We start from the raw sequence: 21,297 nt of genomic DNA on the forward strand, positions 1-21,297 counted from the left end.
CGTCGTCCGGCCGCTGGTTCCCTGTGGGTGCGCTCTCACTCGAGCGGGGACCGGGCTATGCCGGCCGGCTCCCGCCCGGCGAGCAGCCAGGCCGCCGCCGCGGCGACCAGCGGCAGCCCGACGATCAAGCCGGTCAGGTGCTCGATCGGCACGCTCGTCAGGGCGTGCAGGTCGCGGTGGTACCAGGCGATCAGCGCCGCGTACGCGCCGGCCGTGCCGAGGACCGCGCCGAGCAGGGCCAGCGCCAGCGCGGTGGCCGCGGTGAGCCGGCGGCGGGTGCCGCGGCCGGCGCCGTTGGCCGCCAGGGTGCGCAGGTCGCGGCCGGCCTCGCCGCGGATGAGCCCGACCGTCATGGCGAGCACGCCGAGCGCCACGGCCGCGCCGATCGCGGTGGCGCCCGTGCGCAGGCGGGACAGGTCGGCCGCCAGCGGGCGGGTCTCGACCGACAGGGCGAGGCCGGCGGCGCGGGCCGTGCCCTGCGCCTTGTCGACCTGGGCCGGGGTGAGCGGCCCGGTCGCGGTGATCAGCCAGCCGACCGGTACGGGGGTGAGCCCGAGCGCGCGCATTCCGTGGTCGGTGATCAGCACGGTCGGCTCCGATGTGTGCGTGGGCAGCCGGTCGGAGTGTTGCACCTTCGGTTGCCACGCCTCGCCCTCACGCCCGGCGCCGATCAGCCGGTACCGGGACAGATCGGATTTCGAGGTGAGCACGTCGGCCGCCGGGTCGATCGAGCCGGCCGCGATGCCGTAGCGCTGAAGGGTCTCGGGGGTGGCGTACAGGAGCGGGATCATCTCTTCGCCGCTGTAGATGGTGCTGTCGCCGGACCGGCGGGGAATGCCGAAGACGGCCACCGGCTTGCCGCTGAGCCCGTCCTCCCCTCCGGACTCCATTCGCGCGAGCGGGCTCACCCCGCCGGTCAGCGCCAGCGGCGAGCCGGCCCCGACCGGGCCGGCCCCGACCGTGCCGGCTCCCTCCGTGCCCGCCCCGACCGCGGCGGCGATCGAGGACACCGCCGACCGGGCGCGGGCGAGCTGGGCGGCCTCGAGCTGGGGCACCGGGCCCTGGATCTTCTGCGGGGTGAGCCAGACGATCAGCTCGTCGTCCGGGAGGTTGCCGCCGGACGGCGCGGCGGCCTGGGCGGCGCCGGCGCCGATGATGATCGCGGCGGCGATGCCGGTGGCCATGCTGATCGCGGCGAGCGCCGCGCCGGAGCGGGCCCGGTAGCGGGCCAGATCGCGCAGCGCGATGCGGGCCGCGACCGGGCAGACACGGGCGATCGGGGCCAGGGCGGAGATCAGAAGCGGGGCGAGGAGCAGCAGCCCGGCGGCGGTGCCGACGATGCCGCCGACGCCGACGAAGGGCCGGGCCGGATCGTTGATCGCCAGCAGGGTCAGTCCGCCGGCGAGGAGCGCCCCGCCCAGCAGGGCGAACCGATGGGCGGGCCGGGGCTGCGGCGGGCGGGCGGAGAGGGCGGCCACGACCGGAATGCGCGCGGCGGCACGGGCCGGCCACCAGGCGGCCACGACCGCGGTGAGGGTGGCCAGCAGCAGCGCCGCCAGCAGCGGAAGCCAGGGCAGGGCGAACCGGTCGATGCGGTGCTGCACCACCGTCTCGAGGCGAGGGGTGAGCAGGAACCAGGCGGCCAGCCCGGCGGCGCCGCCGGCGAGCGCGGCGACTGCGCCCACCACGGCGCCGTTGGCCAGCATGACCAGGCGCAGATGGCGGTGGCGGGCGCCGATCGCGGCGAGCATGCCGAGGGCGCGCAGCCGGCGCTGAGCCAGCACGGTGAACCCGGCGGCGGCGAGCAGGCCGACGAACAGCAGGCCGATGGTGGCCAGCATCAGGACGACGACGGCGGGATCGGCGCTCGCGCCGTCGCGGACCTGGACCTCGGCGTCATCGGGCCGCTCGGCCGCGCGGAACTGCGCCTCGGTCGCTCGCACCAGCACGGTGACGCGGTCGGGCGGGCCGGCGCGGCCGGGTGCGGCTAGCGCGAAGGTGTCGAGCAGGTTGTTCGGGTTCTCCACCATGCCGACGACCGACCAGGTTTGGTCGCCCTGATGCCAGGTGGCGCCGAGCGCCAGCCCGAAGAGGCGGGCGGTGCGGGCGGTCACGGCGATCTCGTTTGCCGCGGCCGGGTAGCGGCCCGCGTCGAGCCGCAGCATCGGGCCGCCCAGCGCGCCGGTCGGCGACTGGTCGCGCAGGTCGATGGGGGTGGCCGAGCCGGGCACCGGAATCTTCCGGTGGTTGATCACCTCGGTCGCCGGGTAGGCCTGCCGGGCCGCGTCGACGTCGCCGGTGTTGCGGAAGACCAGCAGGTAGTCGGCGTTGCCGAATTGTGCCGCGCCGTCGGGGAGCGTGCTGCCGGCGGCGCCGAGGCCGAAGACGGTGACCGCGACGGCGACCGCCAGCAGCGTCAGCACGAGCGCCTGGCGGCGCCACTCGCGGCGGAACAGCCGCCAGGCCCAGCGGAGCACGGCGATCCGGGCGGGCATGCCCCCGTTGCCCGTCGGCCGGCTCGTCTCGCTCATCGCTCGGCTCGGCTCGCTCATCGCTCGGCCTCCAGCAGCGACTCGGGGCCGGGCGGCGGCATGGTGCGGTCGATGACCCGGCCGTCGCGCAGGAAGATCACGCGGTCGGCCCAGGAGGCGAGCTGCGCGTCGTGGGTGACCACCACCGCGGCGACCCCGCGCTTGCAGGCGGCCAGGATCAGCCGCATCACGGCCTCGCCGGTGGCCGAGTCGAGCGCGCCGGTGGGCTCGTCGGCCAGCAGCAGCCGGCGGTCGCCGACCACCGCGCGGGCGATGGCGACCCGCTGACGCTCGCCGCCGGAGAGCTGGTCGGGGAAGTGCCCGGCACGGTCGGCCAGACCCAGCAGGTCGAGGGCCTCGAGGCCGCGCTGCCGGGCGCGACGGCCGCCGAGCCCGTCGAGCTCGAGGGGCAGCGACACGTTCTCGACCGCGGTGAGGCCGGGCAGCAGGTTGAAGTCCTGGAAGACGTACCCGACGGACCGGCGGCGGAGCCGGGCCAGCTCGTCGCGCCCCATGCCGGCCAGGCCGACCCCGCCGACCAGCACCTCGCCCGAGGTGGGGGACTCCAGGCTGCCCGCGATGGTGAGCAGGCTGCTCTTGCCCGAGCCGCTCGGGCCCATCACCGCGACCATAGCGCCCGGGGCGACGGACAGGTCGACGCCGGCCAGGGCGACCACTTCGGACGGTCCCCGCCCGTACACCTTGGTGACGTCGCGCATCTCGAGCACGCTCATCGCCGGCCTCCCACGCGACGCCGGAGCTTGGGCAGCGGGCCGCCGGCCGCGGCGGGGGCGGGGGCGGGCGGCTCGGCCGAGGCACGGCGCAGGCGGCCGTCGGCGCTGTCGAGCCAGCGGATCACCGAGTCGAGCCGGAACAGCTCGGCGTCGACCACCAGCGCCAGGCCCAGATCGGCGCCGGCCTCGTCGTTCTTGAGCCTGGTCCACTGCTGCATCAGCTCGACCAGGTAGCGCCGGTGCACCTGGATGACGTCGTGCACGTCGACGCCGGGCATCCGCGCCGCGACAAGGACCTTGATGACCAGCTCGTCGCGCGGCGGGGCGGCCAGGTCGGGCGGGGTGCGCAGCCAGCCGGTCAGCTCCTGCTCGCCGCCCTCGGTGATGCGGAAGCCCTTCTGCGGGCCGGGGTCGGCCGCGTCGTCGGACTCGACCAGGCCGTCGCGCTCCAGCCGCTGCAGGGTGGTGTAGACCTGCCCGACGTTGAGCGGCCAGACCTCACCGGTGCGCTCCACGAACTCCTCGCGCAGCTGGAGGCCGTACTTGGGGCCTTCGGCCAGCAGGGCCAGTAGCGCGTGACGGACGCTCATGACGGTGTGCCAACGAGTATCATGCCGGGTACAATACCGGGTATACAGCCGGATGGCCAGCCTTGAGCCGGCCCAGCCGCCCGGGCGCGGAGGAAATCGGCCGCAAACCGTCAGCACGCCACCCGCCGAGCCGAATCTGATGCCATGACCGTGCGCAGCCGTCCTGCCGAAACGGCCGGCGGCCCGCGCATCGCGGAGCGCGGCCGCACCCGGACGTGGATACGGCGCGGCGCGGTCACGGCGGTGCTCGTCCTGTTCGCGGTCGAGCTCGTCGTGGGCTGGCCGTCGCTGGCCTCGGCGATGTCGCAACTGCGCGCCCCGCACCCGGGGTGGCTGGTCGCCGCCGTCGCGGCCGAGATGATCGCGATGGGCTCGTACGCGCGGATGCAGCAGTTCCTGCTGCTCTCCGCGGGCCTGCGCGTCCCGATCCGCCGCAACGTCGCCCTGGCCTACGCCGCCCACTCGATCAACGAGACCCTGCCCGGCGGGCCCGCCTTCTCCACCAAGTTCAACTACCAGCAGCTGCGCCGCTTCGGGGCCACCCCCGCCGTCGCCTCCTGGTGCATCGCCCTGTCCGGCATCCTGTCCACCACCGCCCTCGCCGTGGTCACCGCCGCCGGGGCCCTGGCCGCCGACGGCACGCCGCAGTGGTACAGCCTCGCCGGCCTGGTCGCGGTGATCGCGCTGATCGTCGTCGGCATCCGGCAGGTCACCCGCCGGCCCGGCCTGGCGAAGCCGCCGGCCCGGGCCGTGCTGGCGCGCGTCAACCGGCTGCGCCGCCGCCCGTCCGACGACGGACTCGACCGGGTCCGTATCTTCATCGGGCAGCTCGGATCCGCCCGCCTCACGGCCGGACGCGGGGTCGCGGCCGCCATCTTCGCGGTGCTCAACTGGGGGCTCGACGCCGTCTGCCTGTGGATGTGCCTGCGGGCCATCAGCGACGACCCGATCAACGGCACCCAGGTGTTGCTGGCGTTCTGCGCCGGCATGGCCGCCGGAACGGTGACCATCATCCCGGGCGGGCTCGGCATCATCGACAGCGCGCTGATCCTCGGTCTGGTCACCGGCGGCGTCGACACGTCCACGGCGATCGCCGCCGTGGTGCTGTACCGCATCATCAGCTTCGGCTTCATCATCGGCGCCGGATGGATCACCTGGTTCGTCATGAGGCGCCGCGCCGGCGTGTGAGTTCGCAGCAGACATCGATGAACGTTGACATTGATACGGTTCAAAGTTACCGTCACGCTCACGTTTCGTGCTGTAAACCCAACGTTACGAGGGCTGGTCACGGTGCATCGACGACGTCCTTCGCAGGCCTTGGCGGCCCCCGGCCCGGCCTGGGTCATCAGGCTGTACGAAGCCGCCGACGAGGTGACGTGGGCGGCCCGGCTCAACCTGCTGTGGGTGGTGTTCACCCTGCTCGGCGGTGTGCTCCTGGGCGTCGGCCCGGCCACCGTCGCCGCGTACACCCTGGCCCGGCGGCACGCCCGCGGTGAATCAGTTCAGGCCTTCCCGGCGTTCCTCGACGTCTACCGGCGGCAGTTCGTGCGGGGCACCGCCCTGCTTTTTCCGGTCCTTGGGGTAAGCGTTTTCCTGGTCGCCGACTACCTGTACTTCGCCTCGCTCGGGCCGGCTGCCGTGGTCCCGCGGCTGGTCACCCTGGTGGCGCTGGCCGCGGTGGCGGTCGTCGTCGCGTACCTGTTGCCCATGGTCGTGCACTACGACCTGAGGGCGGCGGCCTACCTCCCCAAGGCCTCGCTGTTCGCACTCACCCGGCCGGCCTCGTCCGTGCTGCTGCTGTTCGTCCTCCTCGCGGTCGTGTACGTGACCGCGACGTACCCCTTCCTGGCTTTGGTGGTCTCCGTCGGCGGGTGGATCCAGCTGGACACGTGGCTGTGTCAGCGGTTCTTCGCCGAGAACGAGGCGCGTCTACGAGCGGAGCGGATCTCATGAAGACAAAGACCTTGGCGGCCGTGCTGGCCCTCACCACCGCCCTGACCGTCGCCGCGTGCGGCGACGACAAGGCCGAGGGCACCGGCGACACCATCACCATGATGGTGAAGCTGTACGGCACCGCGCCCAACCCGGACGGCGAGCTGCAGAAGGCCGTCGAGGCGCTGATCGGCAAGAAGCTCAGCATCACCTGGGTGCCCGACGCCAGCTACAACGACAAGGCGAACGTGACGCTGGCCTCCAACAACCTCCCGGATGTGATGGTCGCCGACGAGAAATCGCCGTCGTTCGTGAAGACCGCCGAGGCCGGCGCCTTCTGGGACCTGACCGGCAAGCTCGACAAGTACCCGAACCTCAAGCCGGCCGACGCGCAGACCGCCAAGAACTCGATGACCAACGGCAAGACGTACGGGATCTACCGCGTGCGCCCCCTGCTCCGCTCGGCCATCTCGATCCGCAAGGACTGGCTGGCGAAGGTCGGCCTGCCGGCGCCGCAGACGGTCCCCGAGCTCTACGCGATCGCCAAGGCGTTCCGCGAGCAGGACCCGGACGGCAACGGCAAGAAGGACACGTACGGCCTGATCATTCCGAAGTGGACCGGCAAGTACGCGACCGCCAGCCCGTACGACGTCTTCGAGACCTGGTTCGGCGCGCCCAACGGCTGGGGCCAGCGCGACGGCAGGTACGTACCCGGCTTCGACACCCCCGAGTTCCTGGCCGCCAACCGGGAGCTGAAGAAGTGGGTCGACGAGGGGCTGATCAACCCCGACTTCGCGACGCTCGACACCGGCAACTGGATGGACCCGTTCGTGCAGGGCAAGGGCGGAATCATCATCGACGTCGACGTGCGCGCCACCCAGCTGTACGACCTGTTCCGCGAGAAGAACGCCAAGGACGCCGACAAGGTCCTCATGGTCGGCAACCTCAAGCGGGCCGACGGTCAGAAGTTCTCCTCCCCGTTCACCGGCTACAACAGCGTCCTCGCGATCTCCAAACAGCGCATCCGTACGGATGAGCAGCTGGACCAGTTGCTGCAGGTGCTCGACAAGCTCGAGGGCAAGGAAGGCTCGATCCTGATCACCAACGGCATCGAGGGCCGCAACTTCAAGCTCGACGGCAACTACGCGGTGCCGATCGGCCTCGACGACCCGCAGGTCAAGATCCTGCAGAACGACGTGAGCAACGCCTTCATCCAGCTCGGCACCCGGTACAGCGTCAACGGGGGCTACTACCCGCTGAAGCCGGCCGAGGAGGCCAAGCTCAAGCTGATCGAGCAGCGCAAGCCGATGGAGGACGAGGACCTCAAGACCGCCGTGCACAACCCCGCCCTGAGCGTGATCGCGCCCACCGCCATCGCGCAGGGCCCGACCCTCGACAAGATCATTCCGGACGCGCGGGTCAAGTATCTGTCCGGCGCGATCACCGAGGACGGGCTGAAGGCCGAGATCAAGCGCTGGTACGACGGCGGTGGCACCAAGATCACGCAAGAGATCAACGATCTCCTCAAGTAATGGCCACCGAACTGGCACCGCGCCAGGCGCCGGTCGCCTCACCGCCGGAGAAACCCAAGCGCCATCGGTGGCGGCATCGCTGGCTCTACCTGATGCTGCTGCCCGGCCTGGCGTATTTCCTGATCTTCAGGTACTGGCCGATGTACGGCCTGACCATCGCCTTCAAGGACTACCTGCCGTTCCTGGGGTACGCGGACAGCCCATGGGTCGGCCTCAAGCACTTCGAGGCGCTGTTCGCCGGCCCCGACTTCGGCCGGCTCATGGTCAACACGCTGGTACTGGCGCTGCTCACCCTGCTGTTCGTCTTCCCGGCGCCGATCGTCGTGGCCCTGCTGCTCAACGAGGTGCGGCTGGGCGTGGTGAAGCGCTCGGTCCAGTCGCTGATCTACATTCCGCACTTCCTGTCCTGGACCATCGTGGCCTCGCTGACCTACCTGCTGTTCTCGGTGGACTACGGCGTGATCGCCCAGTTCGTCCACGGCATCGTGGGCGGCCGGCCGGTCGACTACGTGGCCCAGGAGCAATGGTTCCGGCCGATCATCGTGCTGCAGTCGCTGTGGAAGCAGACCGGCTGGGGAACGATCATCTACCTGGCCGCCCTGGCCGGCGTCGACACCCAGCTGTACGAGGCGGCCCGGGTGGACGGCGCCGGCCGGTGGCGGCAGTTCTGGCATATCACGCTGCCCGCCATGCGCCCGGCGCTCGTGGTGATGGCCATCCTCACCTCGGGCCACCTGCTCGACACCGGCTTCGAGCAGATCTGGCTGATGACGACCTCGCTGAACCGCTCGGTGGCCGACGTCTTCGACACGTACGTGTATCAGGTCGGCATCACCCAGGGCGGATACAGCTACGCCACCGCGGTCGGCCTGTTCAAGGCCGTGATCGGCGTGATTCTCATCTTCGGCTCCAACTGGCTGGCCAAGCGTCTCGGCGAGCGCGGACTGTACTGAGGAGGCGGAACCCATGGCCATCGACGAAGCGCTCGGCGAGAAGATCCGCCGGGGCAACCCCGTCCGCCACCACGACTCGAGGGGCAGCAAGCTCTTCGACGTGCTGAACGCGGTGTTCCTGCTCGGGCTCGGGGCGGTCACGGTGCTGCCGCTGCTGTACGTGCTGGCCGGGTCGTTCGCGAGCGAGTCGGAGATCGCGTCGCGCCACTTCTTCCTGTGGCCGCAGAAGTTCGTGACCACCACGTACGACTACATCTTCGGCACCGACACGTTCGTCCGCGCGCTGCTCACCACCGTCGTGGTGACCGCGATCGGTACCGCGATCCAGGTGCTGCTCACGCTCACGATGGCGTACCCGTTGTCGAAGAGCTACCTGCCCGGCCGGACCCTGGCCCTCAACCTGGTCATCTTCACGCTGGTGTTCAGCGGCGGCATGATCCCCACCTACCTGGTGGTGCGCGACCTCGGGCTGCTCGACAGCTACTGGGCGCTCGTGCTGCCGCTGGCCATCAACCCGTTCTACCTGATCATCGTGAAGACGTTCTTCCAGGCGCTGCCCGAATCGCTCGAGGAGGCCGCGCGGATCGACGGCGCCAACGACCTGCAGGTCTTCCGGCGGATCGTGCTGCCGCTGTCCAAGCCGATCATCGCGACGTTCTCGCTGTTCTACGCGGTAGCCATCTGGAACGACTACATGTCGCCGCTGCTGTACATCTCGGACAGTCGCAAGTGGACGTTACAGATCCTGGTCCGCCAGCTCACCGCGCCGGAGGCCGACTCGGCCAACGCGCTGGAGGCGCTGCAGGGCTACGCGTTCCCCGAGCAGGGCGTGAAGTTCGCGATCATCGTGATCGCGACGGTCCCGATCCTGCTGTTCTACCCGTTCCTGCAGAAGCACTTCGCCAAGGGCGTCCTCATCGGGTCGGTGAAGGAGTGACAGCGCCGGCCCGCCCACCCCACCGGAGGTCACCGTCGTGAGCCCGATCAGCCGCCGCCAGGTCCTCGCCGGCGCGGCCGCCATCCCCGTGTCCGCTTTATCCGCCCCGCCCGCCGCCGCCTTACCGACCGCTCGGTCAGCGGCCCTCGACCTGGAGGCTGCCGTGCCCGACGTGACGCTGACCTGGCTGGAAGGCAAGCCCGGCGCGGCCGCCACCTCGACCTGGGGCACACCCTGGCCCAAGGGCGCCGTCCCGGCCGGCCAGACCTTCCAGCTCACCACCCCGGACGGCGCCGCCGTGCCGCTGCAGAGCTGGCCGCTCGCGTACTGGCCGGACGGGACGCTGAAGTGGAGCGCGCACGCCGTGGCCCCCGAAATACCCGCCGACGCCTACACCCTGTCCGCCGGCGTCTCCGCGGAGCCGGCCACCGCGATCACGGTCGCCGATCGCCGCGACCACATCGACGTCGACACCGGCGTGATCCGGGCCCGGATCCCCAAGCGCGGCCGCGCGCTCATCAGCCGTCTGTGGCGCGGCAACACCGAGATCGCCCGGGAAGGGATCCTGGTGGGCCTGCGCCAGGAGCGGATCGAGGAGGACGAGGAGAAGGCCGCCCCGCGCAAGCGATGGGAGAGCGAGATCCGCGCGGTAACCGTGGAACAGCGCGGGCCGGTCCGCGCGGTCGTCCGCATCGAAGGCAAGCACGGCCGCAACTGGCTGCCGTTCACCGTACGGCTCATCTTCTTCGCCGGCGCCGAGAGCGTCCGCATGATGCACACGTTCGTCCACGACCGTGACGGCTCGCGGGACTACATCGCCGGGCTGGGCGTGCGGTTCACGGTGCCGATGCGCGACGCGGCCTACGACCGGCACATCCGGTTCGTGGGGGAGGGGAACGGCCTGCTGGCCGAGGCGGTCAAGGGCATCACCGGCCTGCGGCGCGATCCCGGCCCCGCCGTCCGCGCCGCGCAGGTCGCCGGCGCCAAGCTGGCCGATCCGTCCACATGGGACCAGCGGGTCACCACCCGGCTGCAGTACATCCCCGAATGGGGCGACTACACGCTCAGCCAGCTCTCCTCCGACGGCTTCACCCTGCAAAAACGAACCAAACCGGGGTACGGCTGGGTCGCCGTCGACCAGGGCCGGCGCGCCTCGGGCCTCGGCTACGTCGGCGGCGTGACCGGCGGCCTCGCGTTCGGGCTGCGCGACTTCTGGCAACGGCACCCCACCCAGCTCGACATCCGCGGCGCGCACACCGAGAAGGCCGAGGTCACCGTCTGGCTCTGGTCGCCGGCAGCCGGCCCGATGGACATGCGCTTCTACCACGACGGCATGGGCCAGGACACGTACGCCGAGCAGCTCGAGGGCCTCAACATCACGTACGAGGACTACGAGCCGGCCTTCGGCACCCCGTACGGCATCTCCCGCACCAGCGAGCTCACCCTGTGGGCCCTGGCCGCGACCCCGTCGGCCGACCGGCTCGGCGCGATGGCCGGCCAGGTCCGTACCCCGCCTCAGCTGATCAACCCGGTCGCGCACCTCGTGTCCACCCGGGTGTTCGGCGGGCTGTTCGCCCCCGTCGACCGCGGCCACCCGGTCAAGGCCGTCATCGAGGACCACCTCGACTTCCTGTTCGCCTTCTACCAGAAGCAGGTCGAACAGCGGCACTGGTACGGGTTCTGGAACTACGGCGACATCATGCACACGTTCGACGAGGACCGGCTGGTCTGGCGGTACGACGTCGGCGGCTACGCCTGGGACAACTCCGAGCTCTCCCCGGATCTGTGGCTGTGGTACGCGTTCCTGCGCTCCGGCCGCGCCGACATCTTCCGCTTCGCCGAGGCGATGACCCGGCACACCGGCGAGGTCGACGTCTACCACCTCGGGCAGTGGGCCGGCCTCGGCACCCGGCACGGCGTGCAGCACTGGGCCGACAGCGCCAAGCAGCAGCGGATCAGCACCGCCGTCTACCGGCGGATGTACTACTACCTGACCGCCGACGAGCGGACCGGCGACCTGCTGACCGAGCTCGTCGACTCCGACCGTACGTTCCTGGTGCTCGACCCGATTCGCAAGATCCGCACCGAGCCGTACACGCCGGATCCGCACGCGTTGTCGATCGGCCTGGGCACCGACTGGAGCGGCCTGGCCGCCGCCTGGCTGGCCGAGTGGGAACGACGGGGACCCAAGGCCGACCTGGCGCGGTCGAAGCTGCTCGGCACGATGGAGACGATCGGGGCCATGCCGAACGGCTTCGTCACCGGCAGCGGCCTGTACGACCTGGACACCGGCCGGTTCGCGCCGGTGACCGCCAAGACGGTCAGCGTCTCGCACCTGAGCGCCATGTTCGGGCAGGTGGAGATCTGCGCCGAGGTCATCGACCTGGTCGGCATGCCCGCGTTCGAGGCGGCCTGGCTGCAGTACTGCCGCCTGTTCAACGCCACCAAGGCGGAACAGGCCGCCGAGTGCGGCGCCGACTTCGGCAACCTCATCCTGAAGCAGGGGCACGCCCGGCTCACCGCGTACGCCGCCGTCCGGCTGAACGACGCGGGCCTGGCCGCCCGTGCCTGGCAGGACTTCGCCACCGGCGACGGCTACGCGCCGAACCTGCCGTGGACGAGCCGGCGGGTGAACACGACCCTCAACCCCACCGACGCCGCCGTCTGGGTGTCCACCAACACCACCGCGCTGTACGGCCTGGCCGCGATCCAGTGCCTGGCCCTGGTCGGCGACCGGATCACCTGACCGGTCCGACGGTGGCCGGGTCCGGGAGCGTCGCGGCCAGCGGACCCGGCCGGCCGAGGTGGTAGCCCTGGCCGAGCGAGCAGCCCAGTTCGATCAGCATCGCCGTCTGGGCCTCGTCCTCGATGCCCTCGGCCACCGCCGTCAGGCCGACCGCGTCGAACAGCTGCCACAGCGTGCCGAGGATCCGCTTGGCCGCCGGGTCGCGGGCGATCTCGTGCACGTACGTGCGATCGATCTTGACGATGTCGGCCGGGAACCGGTGCAGGTAGCGCAGCGACGCATAGCCGGTCCCGAAGTCGTCGATCGCCACCCGGACGCCGCCGGCGCGCAGCCGCGTCAGCGTGCCGATCACCTCGGACTCGTCGGCCAGGACGTTCTCGGTCACCTCGAGGACCAGCTGCCGCGGCGGCAGCCCGGCCTCGGCCAGCGCGGCGGCCACCTGGCCGGGGAACTGCGGGTCGAGCAACTGCAGCGGTGAGACGTTCACCGACAGGTACGTGCCGGGTGCGCCCGGCCAGGCCGCGAACTCCGCCAGTGCCCGCCGCAGCACCAGCATCCCCAGCTCGCCGATCAGCGAGGCCCGCTCGGCTACCGGGATGAACACCTCCGGCGGCACCGGTCCGAGTTGCGGGTGGCTCCAGCGGGCCAGCGCCTCCACCCCGGCCACCCGGCGATCGCCGAGCCCGGCGATGGGCTGGAACACGACGTGCAGCGCCTCGTCCGCCACCGCCTGGCGCAGCTCGCCGCGGAACATCAGCTCGCGGTCGAAGCCCTGCCGCATGGCCGGCTCGAACAACGCGTACGTGTTCTTGCCCTGCTCCTTGGCGGCGTACATCGCCAGGTCGACGTTCTTGCGGAGGTCCTCCGCCGGTGTCGGGCCGTCCGCGATCGCGATGCCGGCGCTGGCGCTGATCTGCACCGTGCGCCCGCCGGCCAACAACGGCTCGTGCAAGCCGGCCAGCAGCTTCTGCGTCCGCTCCGGCAGCCCGTCGATTCGCCCGGTGAGCACCGCGAACTCGTCGCCGCCGAGCCGGGCGACGGTGTCCGGCTCGGCGAAGCAGGCCCGCAGCCGGTCGCCGACCGTACGCAGCACGCTGTCGCCGGCGTCGTGCCCGAGCGAATCGTTGATCATCTTGAAGTCGTCGAGGTCCAGGTAGACGATCGCGACCGGCCTGCCCGCGGCCAGCGCGCTCTCCAGCCGTTCGGTGTACAAGGCGCGGTTGCCGAGCCCGGTGAGCGGATCGTGGTACGCCTGATGCCGCAAGCGGCTCCCGAGCGTCGAGTTGTGCAGCAGCGTCGATTGCTGCCGCAGCAGGATCATCACCATTCCGGCCAGCAGCGGCACCGCCTCGGCGGTGTCCACGCCGATCCCCGCCCCGGCCAGTGTCTGGCCGGCGGCCACGGCGACGGCCAGCCCGAACGGCACGTACGGGAGCATGATCTGCCGCCGGGTGGCCAGACCGGTGTCGTTCAGCACCATGGGCCGCCGTGATGCCAGCCAGCCGGCCGCTCCGCACGCCGCGAACGCGATGAACCAGCCGGCGTCCGAGGGCTGCCCGGAGTAGTACGTGCCGGCCGACGTGTCCAGTGCGAACAGCATGTCCGAGGTCGTCATGCCGGCCAGGCCCAGGATCAGCAGCAGGACGATGCCGCGTCCGCCGCGGCGGGTCCGGGCGGCCAGCAGCACCGCGATGGTGGCCAGCACGATGTCGCCGATCGGATAGGCCATCGACACCACGAACGCGAACGGCGAGTCGGCGCCGGCCTGCCAGACCGACCGTACGGTGAGCGCCCAGCCCACCACGAACAGCGCGCTGCCGGCGATCATGCCGTCGAGCAGCACGGTGAGCCGGGAGGACCAGCCCGAGATCATCCAGAGGCCGGCCGCCCCGAGCAGCGGGAACAACAGGTAGCCGGCGTCGGCGACCGAGGGGAACAGCACCTCGGCGTGCACGGCCAGCTCGTTCCACGACCAGTAGAAGTTGCCCACGCCCCAGCTCAGGCAGCCGGCGGCGATCAGGGCCCAGCCGCCGCGGACGCTGCCGGCGGCGCGCCGGGCCGCGGCGCCGCAGAGGACGGCGGCCACGCAGGCGAGGGCGCTGCTGCCCAGCTGCGTGTACGAGGCGGCCGGGCCGCCGGACAGAGCAATGACTGGCAGCCCGATCGTGAGGCACAGCACGACCAGCGCTATCACCTGCCGTTGGCGACCTATCACGGCGCCTTGATCGGCCGCCGGGGCCGTGACTTGAGGCGCCGCGCCCCTCATCTCTTACCGTGTTCGCGTGTGCACTTTCGGTCCCGCGGATCTCGGCGATATGGTGTGGGCCACATTGCCCGCCCGGTCTCGCGGCCGCGGTACCGAGGAGAGAGCGTGCCGGTCACCGGTCAGCGAGTCGTGCGTCGGGCCCTGGGGCGCAGGCTGACCCGATTACGGGCGGCGACCGGCAAGAGCAGACGTGAGGTCGCGGAGGCCAAACTCGGCATCTCCGAACCGACCCTGCATCGCATCGAGACCGGCAAGGTTCCGGTCACGGTCGCGAACGTGCGCGCGTTGTGCTGGCTGTACGGGGTGGACGAGAGCGTGGCCAACGCGCTGTCCGACCTCGCGCTGGGCACGTCCCAGGAGGAGTGGTGGGACGCGAATCCGGCGATCCCGGACTGGTTCAAGCTCTATGTCGGGCTGGAAGCAAGCGCAAGCGCCATCCGCACGTACGAGGGCGAGGTCGTCCCCGGTGAGCTGCAGACCGAGCAGTACGCCCGCGCCATCTACGGCGCCGAGCAGTCCGTGGAAGGCGACGCGACCGACCGGCACGTGAAGCTGCGGTTGCAGCGCCAGGCCGCGATGGCGGCCCGGTTTCCCAAGCCGTGCCTGGTCACCGTGCTCGGGCAGGGGGTGCTGACCCGGCAGGTGGGCGGCGCCGAGGTGCTCGCCGGGCAGGTCGAGCACCTGCGCGAGGTCGCGCGGCAGAAGCACGTCGAGATCCGGGTGCTGCCGTGGTCGGCCGGCGCGCACGCCGCCATGGCCGGAGCCTTCCGGATCATGGACTTCGAGGACCCCGAGGATCCCGACGTGGTCTACCTGGAATCCCACGTGGGCGCGCTGTATCTGGAGGAGCCGGAAGAGGTGCAGGAGTACCGGCGCATCTTCGACCTGATCACCGCGGCCTCCGTGCCGATCGCGGATTTTCGCTGAGAGGCAGGGGCAGACATGAGTGACTCCCGCAAGGCCGCGACCGCGGCGCGGATGTACGACTACTACCTCGGCGGCGTGCACAATTTCCCCGCCGACCGCGAAGCCGCCGACGCCGTCATCGAGCGGTTCCCGTTCATCCCCGAGGCCGCCCGGGCCAACCGCGCGTTCGTCGTGAATGCGGTCCGGCACCTGTCCGAGTCCGGCATCTCCCAGTTCCTCGACATCGGTTCCGGAATTCCGACCGTCGACAACGTGCATGCGATCGCCCGGCGCATTCATCCGGACACGCGGGTCGCCTACGTCGACATCGACCCGGTGGCGGTGGCCGAGAGCATGGAGATTCTGGACGGCGACGGCCTGGCGGTGGCGGTGCGCGGCGACGTTCAACAGCCGAAGGCCGTCCTCGACCACCCCGACGTCCGCCGGTTGCTCGACTTCGACCGGCCGATCGGCGTGATCCTGGCCGCCGTGCTGCACTTCGTCCCCGACCATCCGACGGCCGACGCGGCGGTGGCCAAGCTGGCCGAGTCCGTCGCCCCGGGCAGCCAGTTCGTCATCTCGCACAGCGCCACCGAGAGCTTCGCGCTGTTCACCGCGACCGAGGACGTCTACCAGCGGCGGACCTCGACCCCCGGCACGGTCCGGACTCGTGAGGAGGTCGAGCGCTTGTTCACCGGGCTCGATCTGCTCGATCCCGGGGTGGTCTGGGCCCAGGAATGGCGTCCCGGCGCGGTCATCGAGCGGGTCGAGAACGCCCGCCTGGGCGGTATCTGGGCCGGTGTCGGCCGCAAGCCCTGATCAGCCGGACAACAGCCCGTCGAATTCGCCCTTCTTCGCGCCGTCGAGAAACGAATCCCACTCCTCGACGGTGAAGTGCACGGTGCTCACGTCGGGCCGCTTGCTGTTGCGAACCTCGATGAGACCGGCGTGACGCCGTACCTCGACACAGCTGCCGCCGTTGCCGGTTGACCTGCTCGACATGATCCACTCAATGTCGCCGTGCATAGCACTGCTCCTTCGTCAATGACAACACGACCGTCACTCTTCGTAGTTGGATCGGCGTGTCGATCGCTGCCATATTCGGATATAGGGCGCGAATGCTAACCCCCGCGTTCCCTCTTTCTTTCTTCATGAAATCTTGCGCACTGAGCGTAGGTGATCGCAAAGGAGTTCAGCGAGCGAGGTCTGAACTTCTGCACTGTGAAATCTTGCACGGTGGAAGTTTGACAGGGGATGATGACCATCTCCACCGGGTGAGCCGGTGGCCGTCCACTGCGGTCGGAGGGGGCGTCAATGGATATCCTCAGTCACGCTGACCGCCTCGCGGCGGCGGCGCCGGACGGCGAACGGGCCGCCGATGCCGAGTTGGCGCGACTGCGGGCGCAGGTCGCCCGGCTGGAATCCGAGCGCGCCGCCCTGTGGTGGGCCATCCACCACGACGACCTCACCGGCCTGGCCAACCGCCGGCTGCTCAACACCGTCGGCCCGTCGATGCTTCGCAAGGCCACGCGGTACGCCGTACTCGTGCTCGATCTCAATGGCTTCAAACCGGTCAACGACCGCTACGGTCACGCCGTCGGCGACGAGGTGCTGTGCACGGTCGGGCGGCGGCTGTCCGGCTGCCTGGTCGACGATCTGGCGGTCCGCCTCGGCGGCGACGAGTTCGCGGCGATCATCACCGAGTCGTCCCTCGTCGGCACCCGCCATGACTGGCCGACGCTGGTCAGCGAGATCTCGGAGGCACTGGCCCAGCCCATGAGCATCGGCGGCAACCGGCTCGCCGTCACGGCGTCGATCGGCGTCACCACGGGCAGCCGCGAGCCGCCGACCATGGCCGAGCTGATCCGCCGCGCCGACGTGGCGATGTACCACGCCAAGGCCAACCGCTACTGCTCGTACATCACCTTCGACCAGCGGTAGTCCGCCGCTTCGCGTCACCGGCTCATGCCGGCGGTCAGGCCCTCCACGATCTGCTTGGTGGCCACCAGGAACAGGACCACCAGCGGCACCGTGGCGATGACCAGGCCCGCGAACAGCGCCGACCAGTTCGTCTGGAACTCGCCGAAGAACTGGGTGAGACCGACCGGCAGCGTGTACCGGTCGGTCGTGCGCAGCAGCACCAGCGGGAAGAAGAAGTCGTTCCACAAAGGCACGAACCGGAACACCACCACCGTCGCGATGGCCGGCTTGACCAGCGGCACCATGATGCGCGCGAACACGCGAAACTCGCCCGCGCCGTCGATCCGCGCCGCTTCCTCCAGCTCGCGAGGCAGGCCGCGGAAGAACGCCGACATGATGAAGACCGAGAAGGGAACGCCGCCGGCCGCGTACACGAGCGTCAGCCCCAGCCGGGAGTCCACCATGCCCATGCTCCCGAGCAGATAGAAGATCGGCAGAATGCCCAGCCGGATCGGCAGCATCAGGCCGGCCAGGAAGTACGCGATGAGCACGCCGCTGCCCCGGAAGCGATAACGGCCCAGCACGTACGAGGCGGGCAGCGAGACGAGCACGTCCAGCGCCACCGCGCCCACCGTGACCAGGACGGAGTTGCGCACGTACGTGGAGAACGACGCCTGCGTCCAGGCGGTCGCATAGCTGCCGAAATCCAGGGAGGTGGGCAGGGCGAGGGGGCGGGACAGCACCTCGGCGTTGGGGCGCAGCGAGTCGAGCACCATGACGATCAGCGGGGCGAGGGCAACCGCCGCGTACGCCCACAGCATGAGATATCCGGCGTAGCGCCACGCTCTCATGTCAGCGTTGCCTCGCGCCGGCGGACGATCCGGTTGGCCACCACGGCGATGCCGAAGGTGAACAGGAACAGCAGCACAGCGAGCGCCGACGACTGGCCGATGGCGTTGGAGCCGCCCTCCTGGAAGGCGACCCGGTAGAAGATGAGCCCGAGCACGTCGGTGGCGCCGCCGGGCCCGGTGGGCTGGTTGCCCTGGGCGCCCGACAGGGAGTACACGAGCTCGAAGGTGTTCATCGAGCCGATGAACGTGAGGATCGAGACCACGCCGATCGCCGGCAGCAGCAGCGGCAGCGTCACCTTGCGGAACCGCTGCCAGGCGTTCGCCCCGTCCACCCGGGCGGCCTCGCCGTACTCGGGCGGCAGGCCGGCCAGCGCCGCTCCGAACAGCAGGATCGGGAAGCCGACGTACTGCCACGCGTTGACCAGGATCACCACCGGCAGCGCGGTCGCCGGGTCACCCAGCCAGGGCCGGGCCAGCGAGCCGAGCCCGGCCGCTTCCAGCCCGGCGTTGACCGGGCCGAAGGCCGGGCTCAGCAACAGGCTCCACAGGTACCCGACGACCAGGCCGCCGATCAGGTACGGCACCGTGTAGACCGTCCGCAGGAACCGCCGCGCCGCCGGCAGCTCGACGAGCAGCACCGCGACCAGCAGGCCGAAGGTGTTCTGGACGACCATGGTGCCGGCGAAGAACGCCATGGTGTGCCAGAAGGCCGGCCACAGCTGCTGGTTCAGCGGGAACGTGGTGAACAGGCTGGTGAAGTTGTCCGCGCCGGCGAACCCGCCCCGGGCCGTGCCCTGCCATCGCCAGAAGCTGTTGGCGAGCGCCGACACCAGCGGGTACACCGTGAAGACGGTGTAGAGCAGGAAGGCCGGCAGCAGGAACCAGAACGCCAGGCGCCACTTCATCAGGGTTTGAACCACTGGGCGACGCCGCTCTGGATGTCGGCGGCGACCTGCGCCGCGGTCTGCCGGCCGAGCAGCATCTTCTGCAGCCCGGCCGCCTGCAGGTCGCTGCCGAGCGGCGTGCCGTAGCGGAAGTCGACAAGCATCAGGTACGGCGTCGGGTCCTTCTGGTACGCCTGCACCATCTGACCGAGCAGCGGATCGCTCGCCTGCACGCCCTTGACCAGCGACACCTGCTTGAGGTCGTCGGCCACCATCTGCCCGAACTCGGGGCCGGACATCCACTCGAGCAGCTCGAGCGCCTCCTTCTGGTGGCTGGACTTGGCATTCAGCCCGTACGAGGCGTCCACCCAGCCGACCTGCAGCGGCTTGCCGACCACCGCGCCCGGCGCCGGTGGCGCGTTGAAGACGCCGAGGTTGAGCTTCGGGTTGATGGCCTTCAGCGGGCCGAGCGCGAAGGAGCCCTCGGGGATCATCGCGGCCTTGCCGGTGGCGAACAGCGTCTGCACGTCGGTCTCGCCGAGCCCCATCATGTCCTTGGGGAAATAGGGCTTCAGCTGGTTGAGCACGTCCAGGGCGGCGACGTACTCGGGATCGGTGAATTTCGCCTGCCCAGCGAGGACCTTCTTCTCGAAGGCGGGCCCGCCGTAGCGGGTAGCCGCGAATGTCTCGTTGTAGAGCGGCAGGAGCCAGGTGTCCTTGCCCGCCACGGCGAACGGGGTGACGCCGGCCGACCGCAGGGTCGTGGCCGCCGAGATCATCTGATCCCAGGTGGTGGGCGGCTGGAGCTGGTGCTTCGCGAAGATGTCCTTGTCGTAGTAGATCTGGAACGTCGACATCTCCAGCGGCACGCCGTAGACCTTGCCGTCCTTCTTGCCGCGGATGCCGTCGAGCGCCGCGGTCTCGAAGTTGGTCAGCCCGGCCACTTTTCCGTCCAGCGGCACGAGGTTGCCGGCCTCGATCAACGGCTGGGGTCCGCCGTACGCGCGGAGCTGCGCGACGTCCGGGCCGCCGGCCTGGGTCAGGCCGGTGGAGAGGATGGTGTTGTACTCGGTGGACTTGTACGGCTTGAAGTCCACCCGGATGTGCGGGTGCGACTCGTGGAACTTGGCGAAGATCTGCCTGTACACGGCCGCGTCCTCCGGCCGCCATGACCAGACCGACAGGGTGACGTCACCGTCGCTGTCGCTGGATCCCGTCGCGGTACAGGCGGCGGTGGCGGCCATCATGGCCGCGACCGCGAGAACCGCGAAACCGTTGCGCGCTCTCATCACTGTGCCCCTTCGCAGTCAACTTGTCCGCCCGGCGACGACCAGCGCCTGCCGCACCGCACCGCCCGACTCGGTCAGCGCGTGCCGCGCGGCGTCGACGGAAACCTCGGCCAGCAGCGAGACCAGCGCGACCCGGCCGTCGCCGCCGGCCCGCTCGGCCGCCTCGGCGCAGACGCGGGGATCGAGGCCGGTCGCCTCGACGAGGATCCGCACGACCCGTCCGCGCAGCTTGGTGTTGCGGGCGCCGACCGCGACCATCAGGTTCGAGAACGTGTGGCCCGTCCGCACCATCAGCGCGGTCGAGAACGCGTTCAGCAGCATCTTCTGGGCCGTGCCGGCCTTCATCCGGGTCGATCCGGCGATGACCTCCGGCCCGGTGGCGACGCCGACGTGCACGTCGGCCTCGGTGCCGAAGCTCGCCGTGGGATTTGCCGACATCAATATCGTGCGGGCCTGGCGGGCCCGGGCCGCACGCAGCGCGCCGATCACGTACGGGGTGCGCCCGCTCGCCGTCAGGCCGACCGCCACATCTCCCGGCTGCAGCCCGGCGGCATCGGCGGCCCCGCCGGCCTCGTCGTCCTCGAGATTCTCGATCGGCCGGCCCACCGCCTCGGTGCCGCCGGCGTGGTGCGCGACGACCTGCGACGGGTCGGTGCCGTAGGTCGGGATCAGCTCGGCCGCGTCCATCAGCGCGATGCGGCCGGACGTGCCCGCGCCGAAGTAGTGGATGCGGTGTCCGCCGCGCAGCGCCTCGGCGGCCAGGTCGACCGCCTCGGCCAGGGCCGGCAGCGCGGCGCGGACGGCCCCCGCGACCTTGGCGTCCTCGTCGTTGATCATGCGCAACATGTCGAGGGTGGCGGCGAGGTCGATGCCGACCGTGTCGGGGTTGCGCTCCTCGGTGGGAGCGACCACCCAGGGCGGCGCGGCGGCGGGATCTGTCTGCGGCACGGTAGAAACTTTCCACCATGCGCATCAATGCGTCAATAAGTTACCGGCGATGCCGCCGGGGCGGTAGCTTCCGGATTCACCTCCCATCCGGGCTTGCTACGGGGGCCCGGGGGGGGGGGGGGGCCCGCCCGGGGGGGGGGCCCCCCCCCCCCCCCGCGCCGCCCCCCCCCCCCCCCCGGGCCCCCCCCCCCGCCACCCCCCCCCCCCCCCCCCCCCGGGGCCCCCCCCCCCCCCCCACCCCCCCCCCCCCCCCCCCCCCCCCCCCACCCCCCGCCCCG

Annotated in this window: 18 protein-coding genes; 9 read left to right on the forward strand and 9 right to left on the reverse strand. The window is 70.8% G+C overall.

Going from position 1 to position 21,297, the window contains the following annotated elements; genetic code table 11:
* Window positions 1-35 precede the first annotated feature (35 nt).
* The 3 genes from ACIA5D_RS05415 to ACIA5D_RS05425 are packed head-to-tail and all read right to left on the reverse strand — an operon-like array spanning window position 36 to window position 3,855.
* Window positions 36-2,552 (reverse strand): FtsX-like permease family protein, encoded by a 2,517-nt coding sequence (locus ACIA5D_RS05415; RefSeq protein WP_396028625.1) that lies wholly within the window; start codon window positions 2,550-2,552, stop codon window positions 36-38.
* Entirely contained in the window at window positions 2,549-3,265 is a 717-nt protein-coding gene (locus ACIA5D_RS05420; protein ID WP_396028626.1) for an ABC transporter ATP-binding protein, read from the reverse strand. The genes ACIA5D_RS05415 and ACIA5D_RS05420 overlap by 4 nt, the downstream gene beginning before the upstream one ends.
* Window positions 3,262-3,855 carry a helix-turn-helix transcriptional regulator gene (locus ACIA5D_RS05425; protein ID WP_396028627.1) on the reverse strand — a complete coding sequence of 198 codons (594 nt, stop codon included), beginning with the start codon at window positions 3,853-3,855 and terminating at the stop codon, window positions 3,262-3,264. The genes ACIA5D_RS05420 and ACIA5D_RS05425 overlap by 4 nt, the downstream gene beginning before the upstream one ends.
* 144 nt (window positions 3,856-3,999) lie before the next feature.
* Here ACIA5D_RS05425 and ACIA5D_RS05430 point away from each other — a divergent pair, with 144 nt between their 5' ends.
* The 6 genes from ACIA5D_RS05430 to ACIA5D_RS05455 all read left to right on the forward strand — a co-directional run bounded on the left by ACIA5D_RS05430 (window position 4,000) and on the right by ACIA5D_RS05455 (window position 11,955).
* Complete coding sequence (locus tag ACIA5D_RS05430; RefSeq protein WP_396028628.1) at window positions 4,000-5,043, forward strand: YbhN family protein; 1,044 nt, start codon at window positions 4,000-4,002, stop codon at window positions 5,041-5,043.
* Window positions 5,044-5,145: 102 nt separating this feature from the next.
* Window positions 5,146-5,808, forward strand: coding sequence for a YesL family protein (locus ACIA5D_RS05435; protein ID WP_396028629.1), 663 nt, complete (start codon window positions 5,146-5,148; stop codon window positions 5,806-5,808).
* Window positions 5,805-7,319 (forward strand): extracellular solute-binding protein, encoded by a 1,515-nt coding sequence (locus ACIA5D_RS05440; RefSeq protein ID WP_396028630.1) that lies wholly within the window; start codon window positions 5,805-5,807, stop codon window positions 7,317-7,319. Before ACIA5D_RS05435 ends, ACIA5D_RS05440 begins: the two co-directional genes overlap by 4 nt.
* Window positions 7,319-8,272 carry an ABC transporter permease gene (locus ACIA5D_RS05445; protein ID WP_396028631.1) on the forward strand — a complete coding sequence of 318 codons (954 nt, stop codon included), beginning with the start codon at window positions 7,319-7,321 and terminating at the stop codon, window positions 8,270-8,272. The genes ACIA5D_RS05440 and ACIA5D_RS05445 overlap by 1 nt, the downstream gene beginning before the upstream one ends.
* A 13-nt stretch (window positions 8,273-8,285) precedes the next feature.
* Window positions 8,286-9,209 (forward strand): carbohydrate ABC transporter permease, encoded by a 924-nt coding sequence (locus ACIA5D_RS05450; protein WP_396028632.1) that lies wholly within the window; start codon window positions 8,286-8,288, stop codon window positions 9,207-9,209.
* Between the two features lie 37 nt (window positions 9,210-9,246).
* Entirely contained in the window at window positions 9,247-11,955 is a 2,709-nt protein-coding gene (locus ACIA5D_RS05455) for a hypothetical protein (RefSeq protein ID WP_396028633.1), read from the forward strand.
* Here ACIA5D_RS05455 and ACIA5D_RS05460 read toward each other — a convergent pair.
* Window positions 11,948-14,149 (reverse strand): putative bifunctional diguanylate cyclase/phosphodiesterase, encoded by a 2,202-nt coding sequence (locus ACIA5D_RS05460; protein ID WP_396028634.1) that lies wholly within the window; start codon window positions 14,147-14,149, stop codon window positions 11,948-11,950. The genes ACIA5D_RS05455 and ACIA5D_RS05460 overlap by 8 nt on opposite strands.
* A 177-nt stretch (window positions 14,150-14,326) precedes the next feature.
* Between ACIA5D_RS05460 and ACIA5D_RS05465 the strand changes: the two genes are divergently transcribed.
* Complete coding sequence (locus ACIA5D_RS05465; RefSeq protein WP_396028635.1) at window positions 14,327-15,148, forward strand: helix-turn-helix domain-containing protein; 822 nt, start codon at window positions 14,327-14,329, stop codon at window positions 15,146-15,148.
* A 15-nt stretch (window positions 15,149-15,163) separates the two neighbouring features.
* Window positions 15,164-15,946, forward strand: a complete 783-nt coding sequence (locus ACIA5D_RS05470) for an SAM-dependent methyltransferase (RefSeq protein ID WP_396028636.1) — start codon at window positions 15,164-15,166, stop codon at window positions 15,944-15,946.
* Here ACIA5D_RS05470 and ACIA5D_RS05475 read toward each other — a convergent pair whose 3' ends face one another.
* Window positions 15,947-16,153 (reverse strand): DUF397 domain-containing protein, encoded by a 207-nt coding sequence (locus ACIA5D_RS05475; protein ID WP_396028637.1) that lies wholly within the window; start codon window positions 16,151-16,153, stop codon window positions 15,947-15,949. It lies immediately after the preceding gene.
* A 288-nt stretch (window positions 16,154-16,441) separates the two neighbouring features.
* Here ACIA5D_RS05475 and ACIA5D_RS05480 point away from each other — a divergent pair, with 288 nt between their 5' ends.
* Entirely contained in the window at window positions 16,442-17,068 is a 627-nt protein-coding gene (locus ACIA5D_RS05480) for a GGDEF domain-containing protein (RefSeq protein WP_396028638.1), read from the forward strand.
* A 14-nt stretch (window positions 17,069-17,082) separates the two neighbouring features.
* On the opposite strand, the gene ACIA5D_RS05485 is transcribed toward ACIA5D_RS05480, so the two are convergent.
* The 4 genes from ACIA5D_RS05485 to ACIA5D_RS05500 are packed head-to-tail and all read right to left on the reverse strand — an operon-like array spanning window position 17,083 to window position 21,019.
* On the reverse strand, window positions 17,083-17,898 hold the full coding sequence (locus ACIA5D_RS05485) for a carbohydrate ABC transporter permease (protein ID WP_396028639.1): 816 nt from the start codon (window positions 17,896-17,898) through the stop codon (window positions 17,083-17,085).
* Window positions 17,895-18,803: a carbohydrate ABC transporter permease gene (locus ACIA5D_RS05490; protein ID WP_396028640.1), complete on the reverse strand. Its 909-nt coding sequence runs from the start codon at window positions 18,801-18,803 to the stop codon at window positions 17,895-17,897. The genes ACIA5D_RS05485 and ACIA5D_RS05490 overlap by 4 nt, the downstream gene beginning before the upstream one ends.
* Window positions 18,803-20,071 carry an ABC transporter substrate-binding protein gene (locus ACIA5D_RS05495; protein ID WP_396028641.1) on the reverse strand — a complete coding sequence of 423 codons (1,269 nt, stop codon included), beginning with the start codon at window positions 20,069-20,071 and terminating at the stop codon, window positions 18,803-18,805. Before ACIA5D_RS05495 ends, ACIA5D_RS05490 begins: the two co-directional genes overlap by 1 nt.
* 18 nt (window positions 20,072-20,089) lie before the next feature.
* Window positions 20,090-21,019, reverse strand: a complete 930-nt coding sequence (locus tag ACIA5D_RS05500) for an N-acetylmuramic acid 6-phosphate etherase (RefSeq protein WP_396028642.1) — start codon at window positions 21,017-21,019, stop codon at window positions 20,090-20,092.
* Between the last annotated feature and the right edge of the window lie 278 nt (window positions 21,020-21,297).

It is taken from the genome of Actinoplanes sp. NPDC051513 (assembly GCF_044454685.1).
Classification (GTDB): Bacteria; Actinomycetota; Actinomycetes; order Mycobacteriales; family Micromonosporaceae; genus Actinoplanes.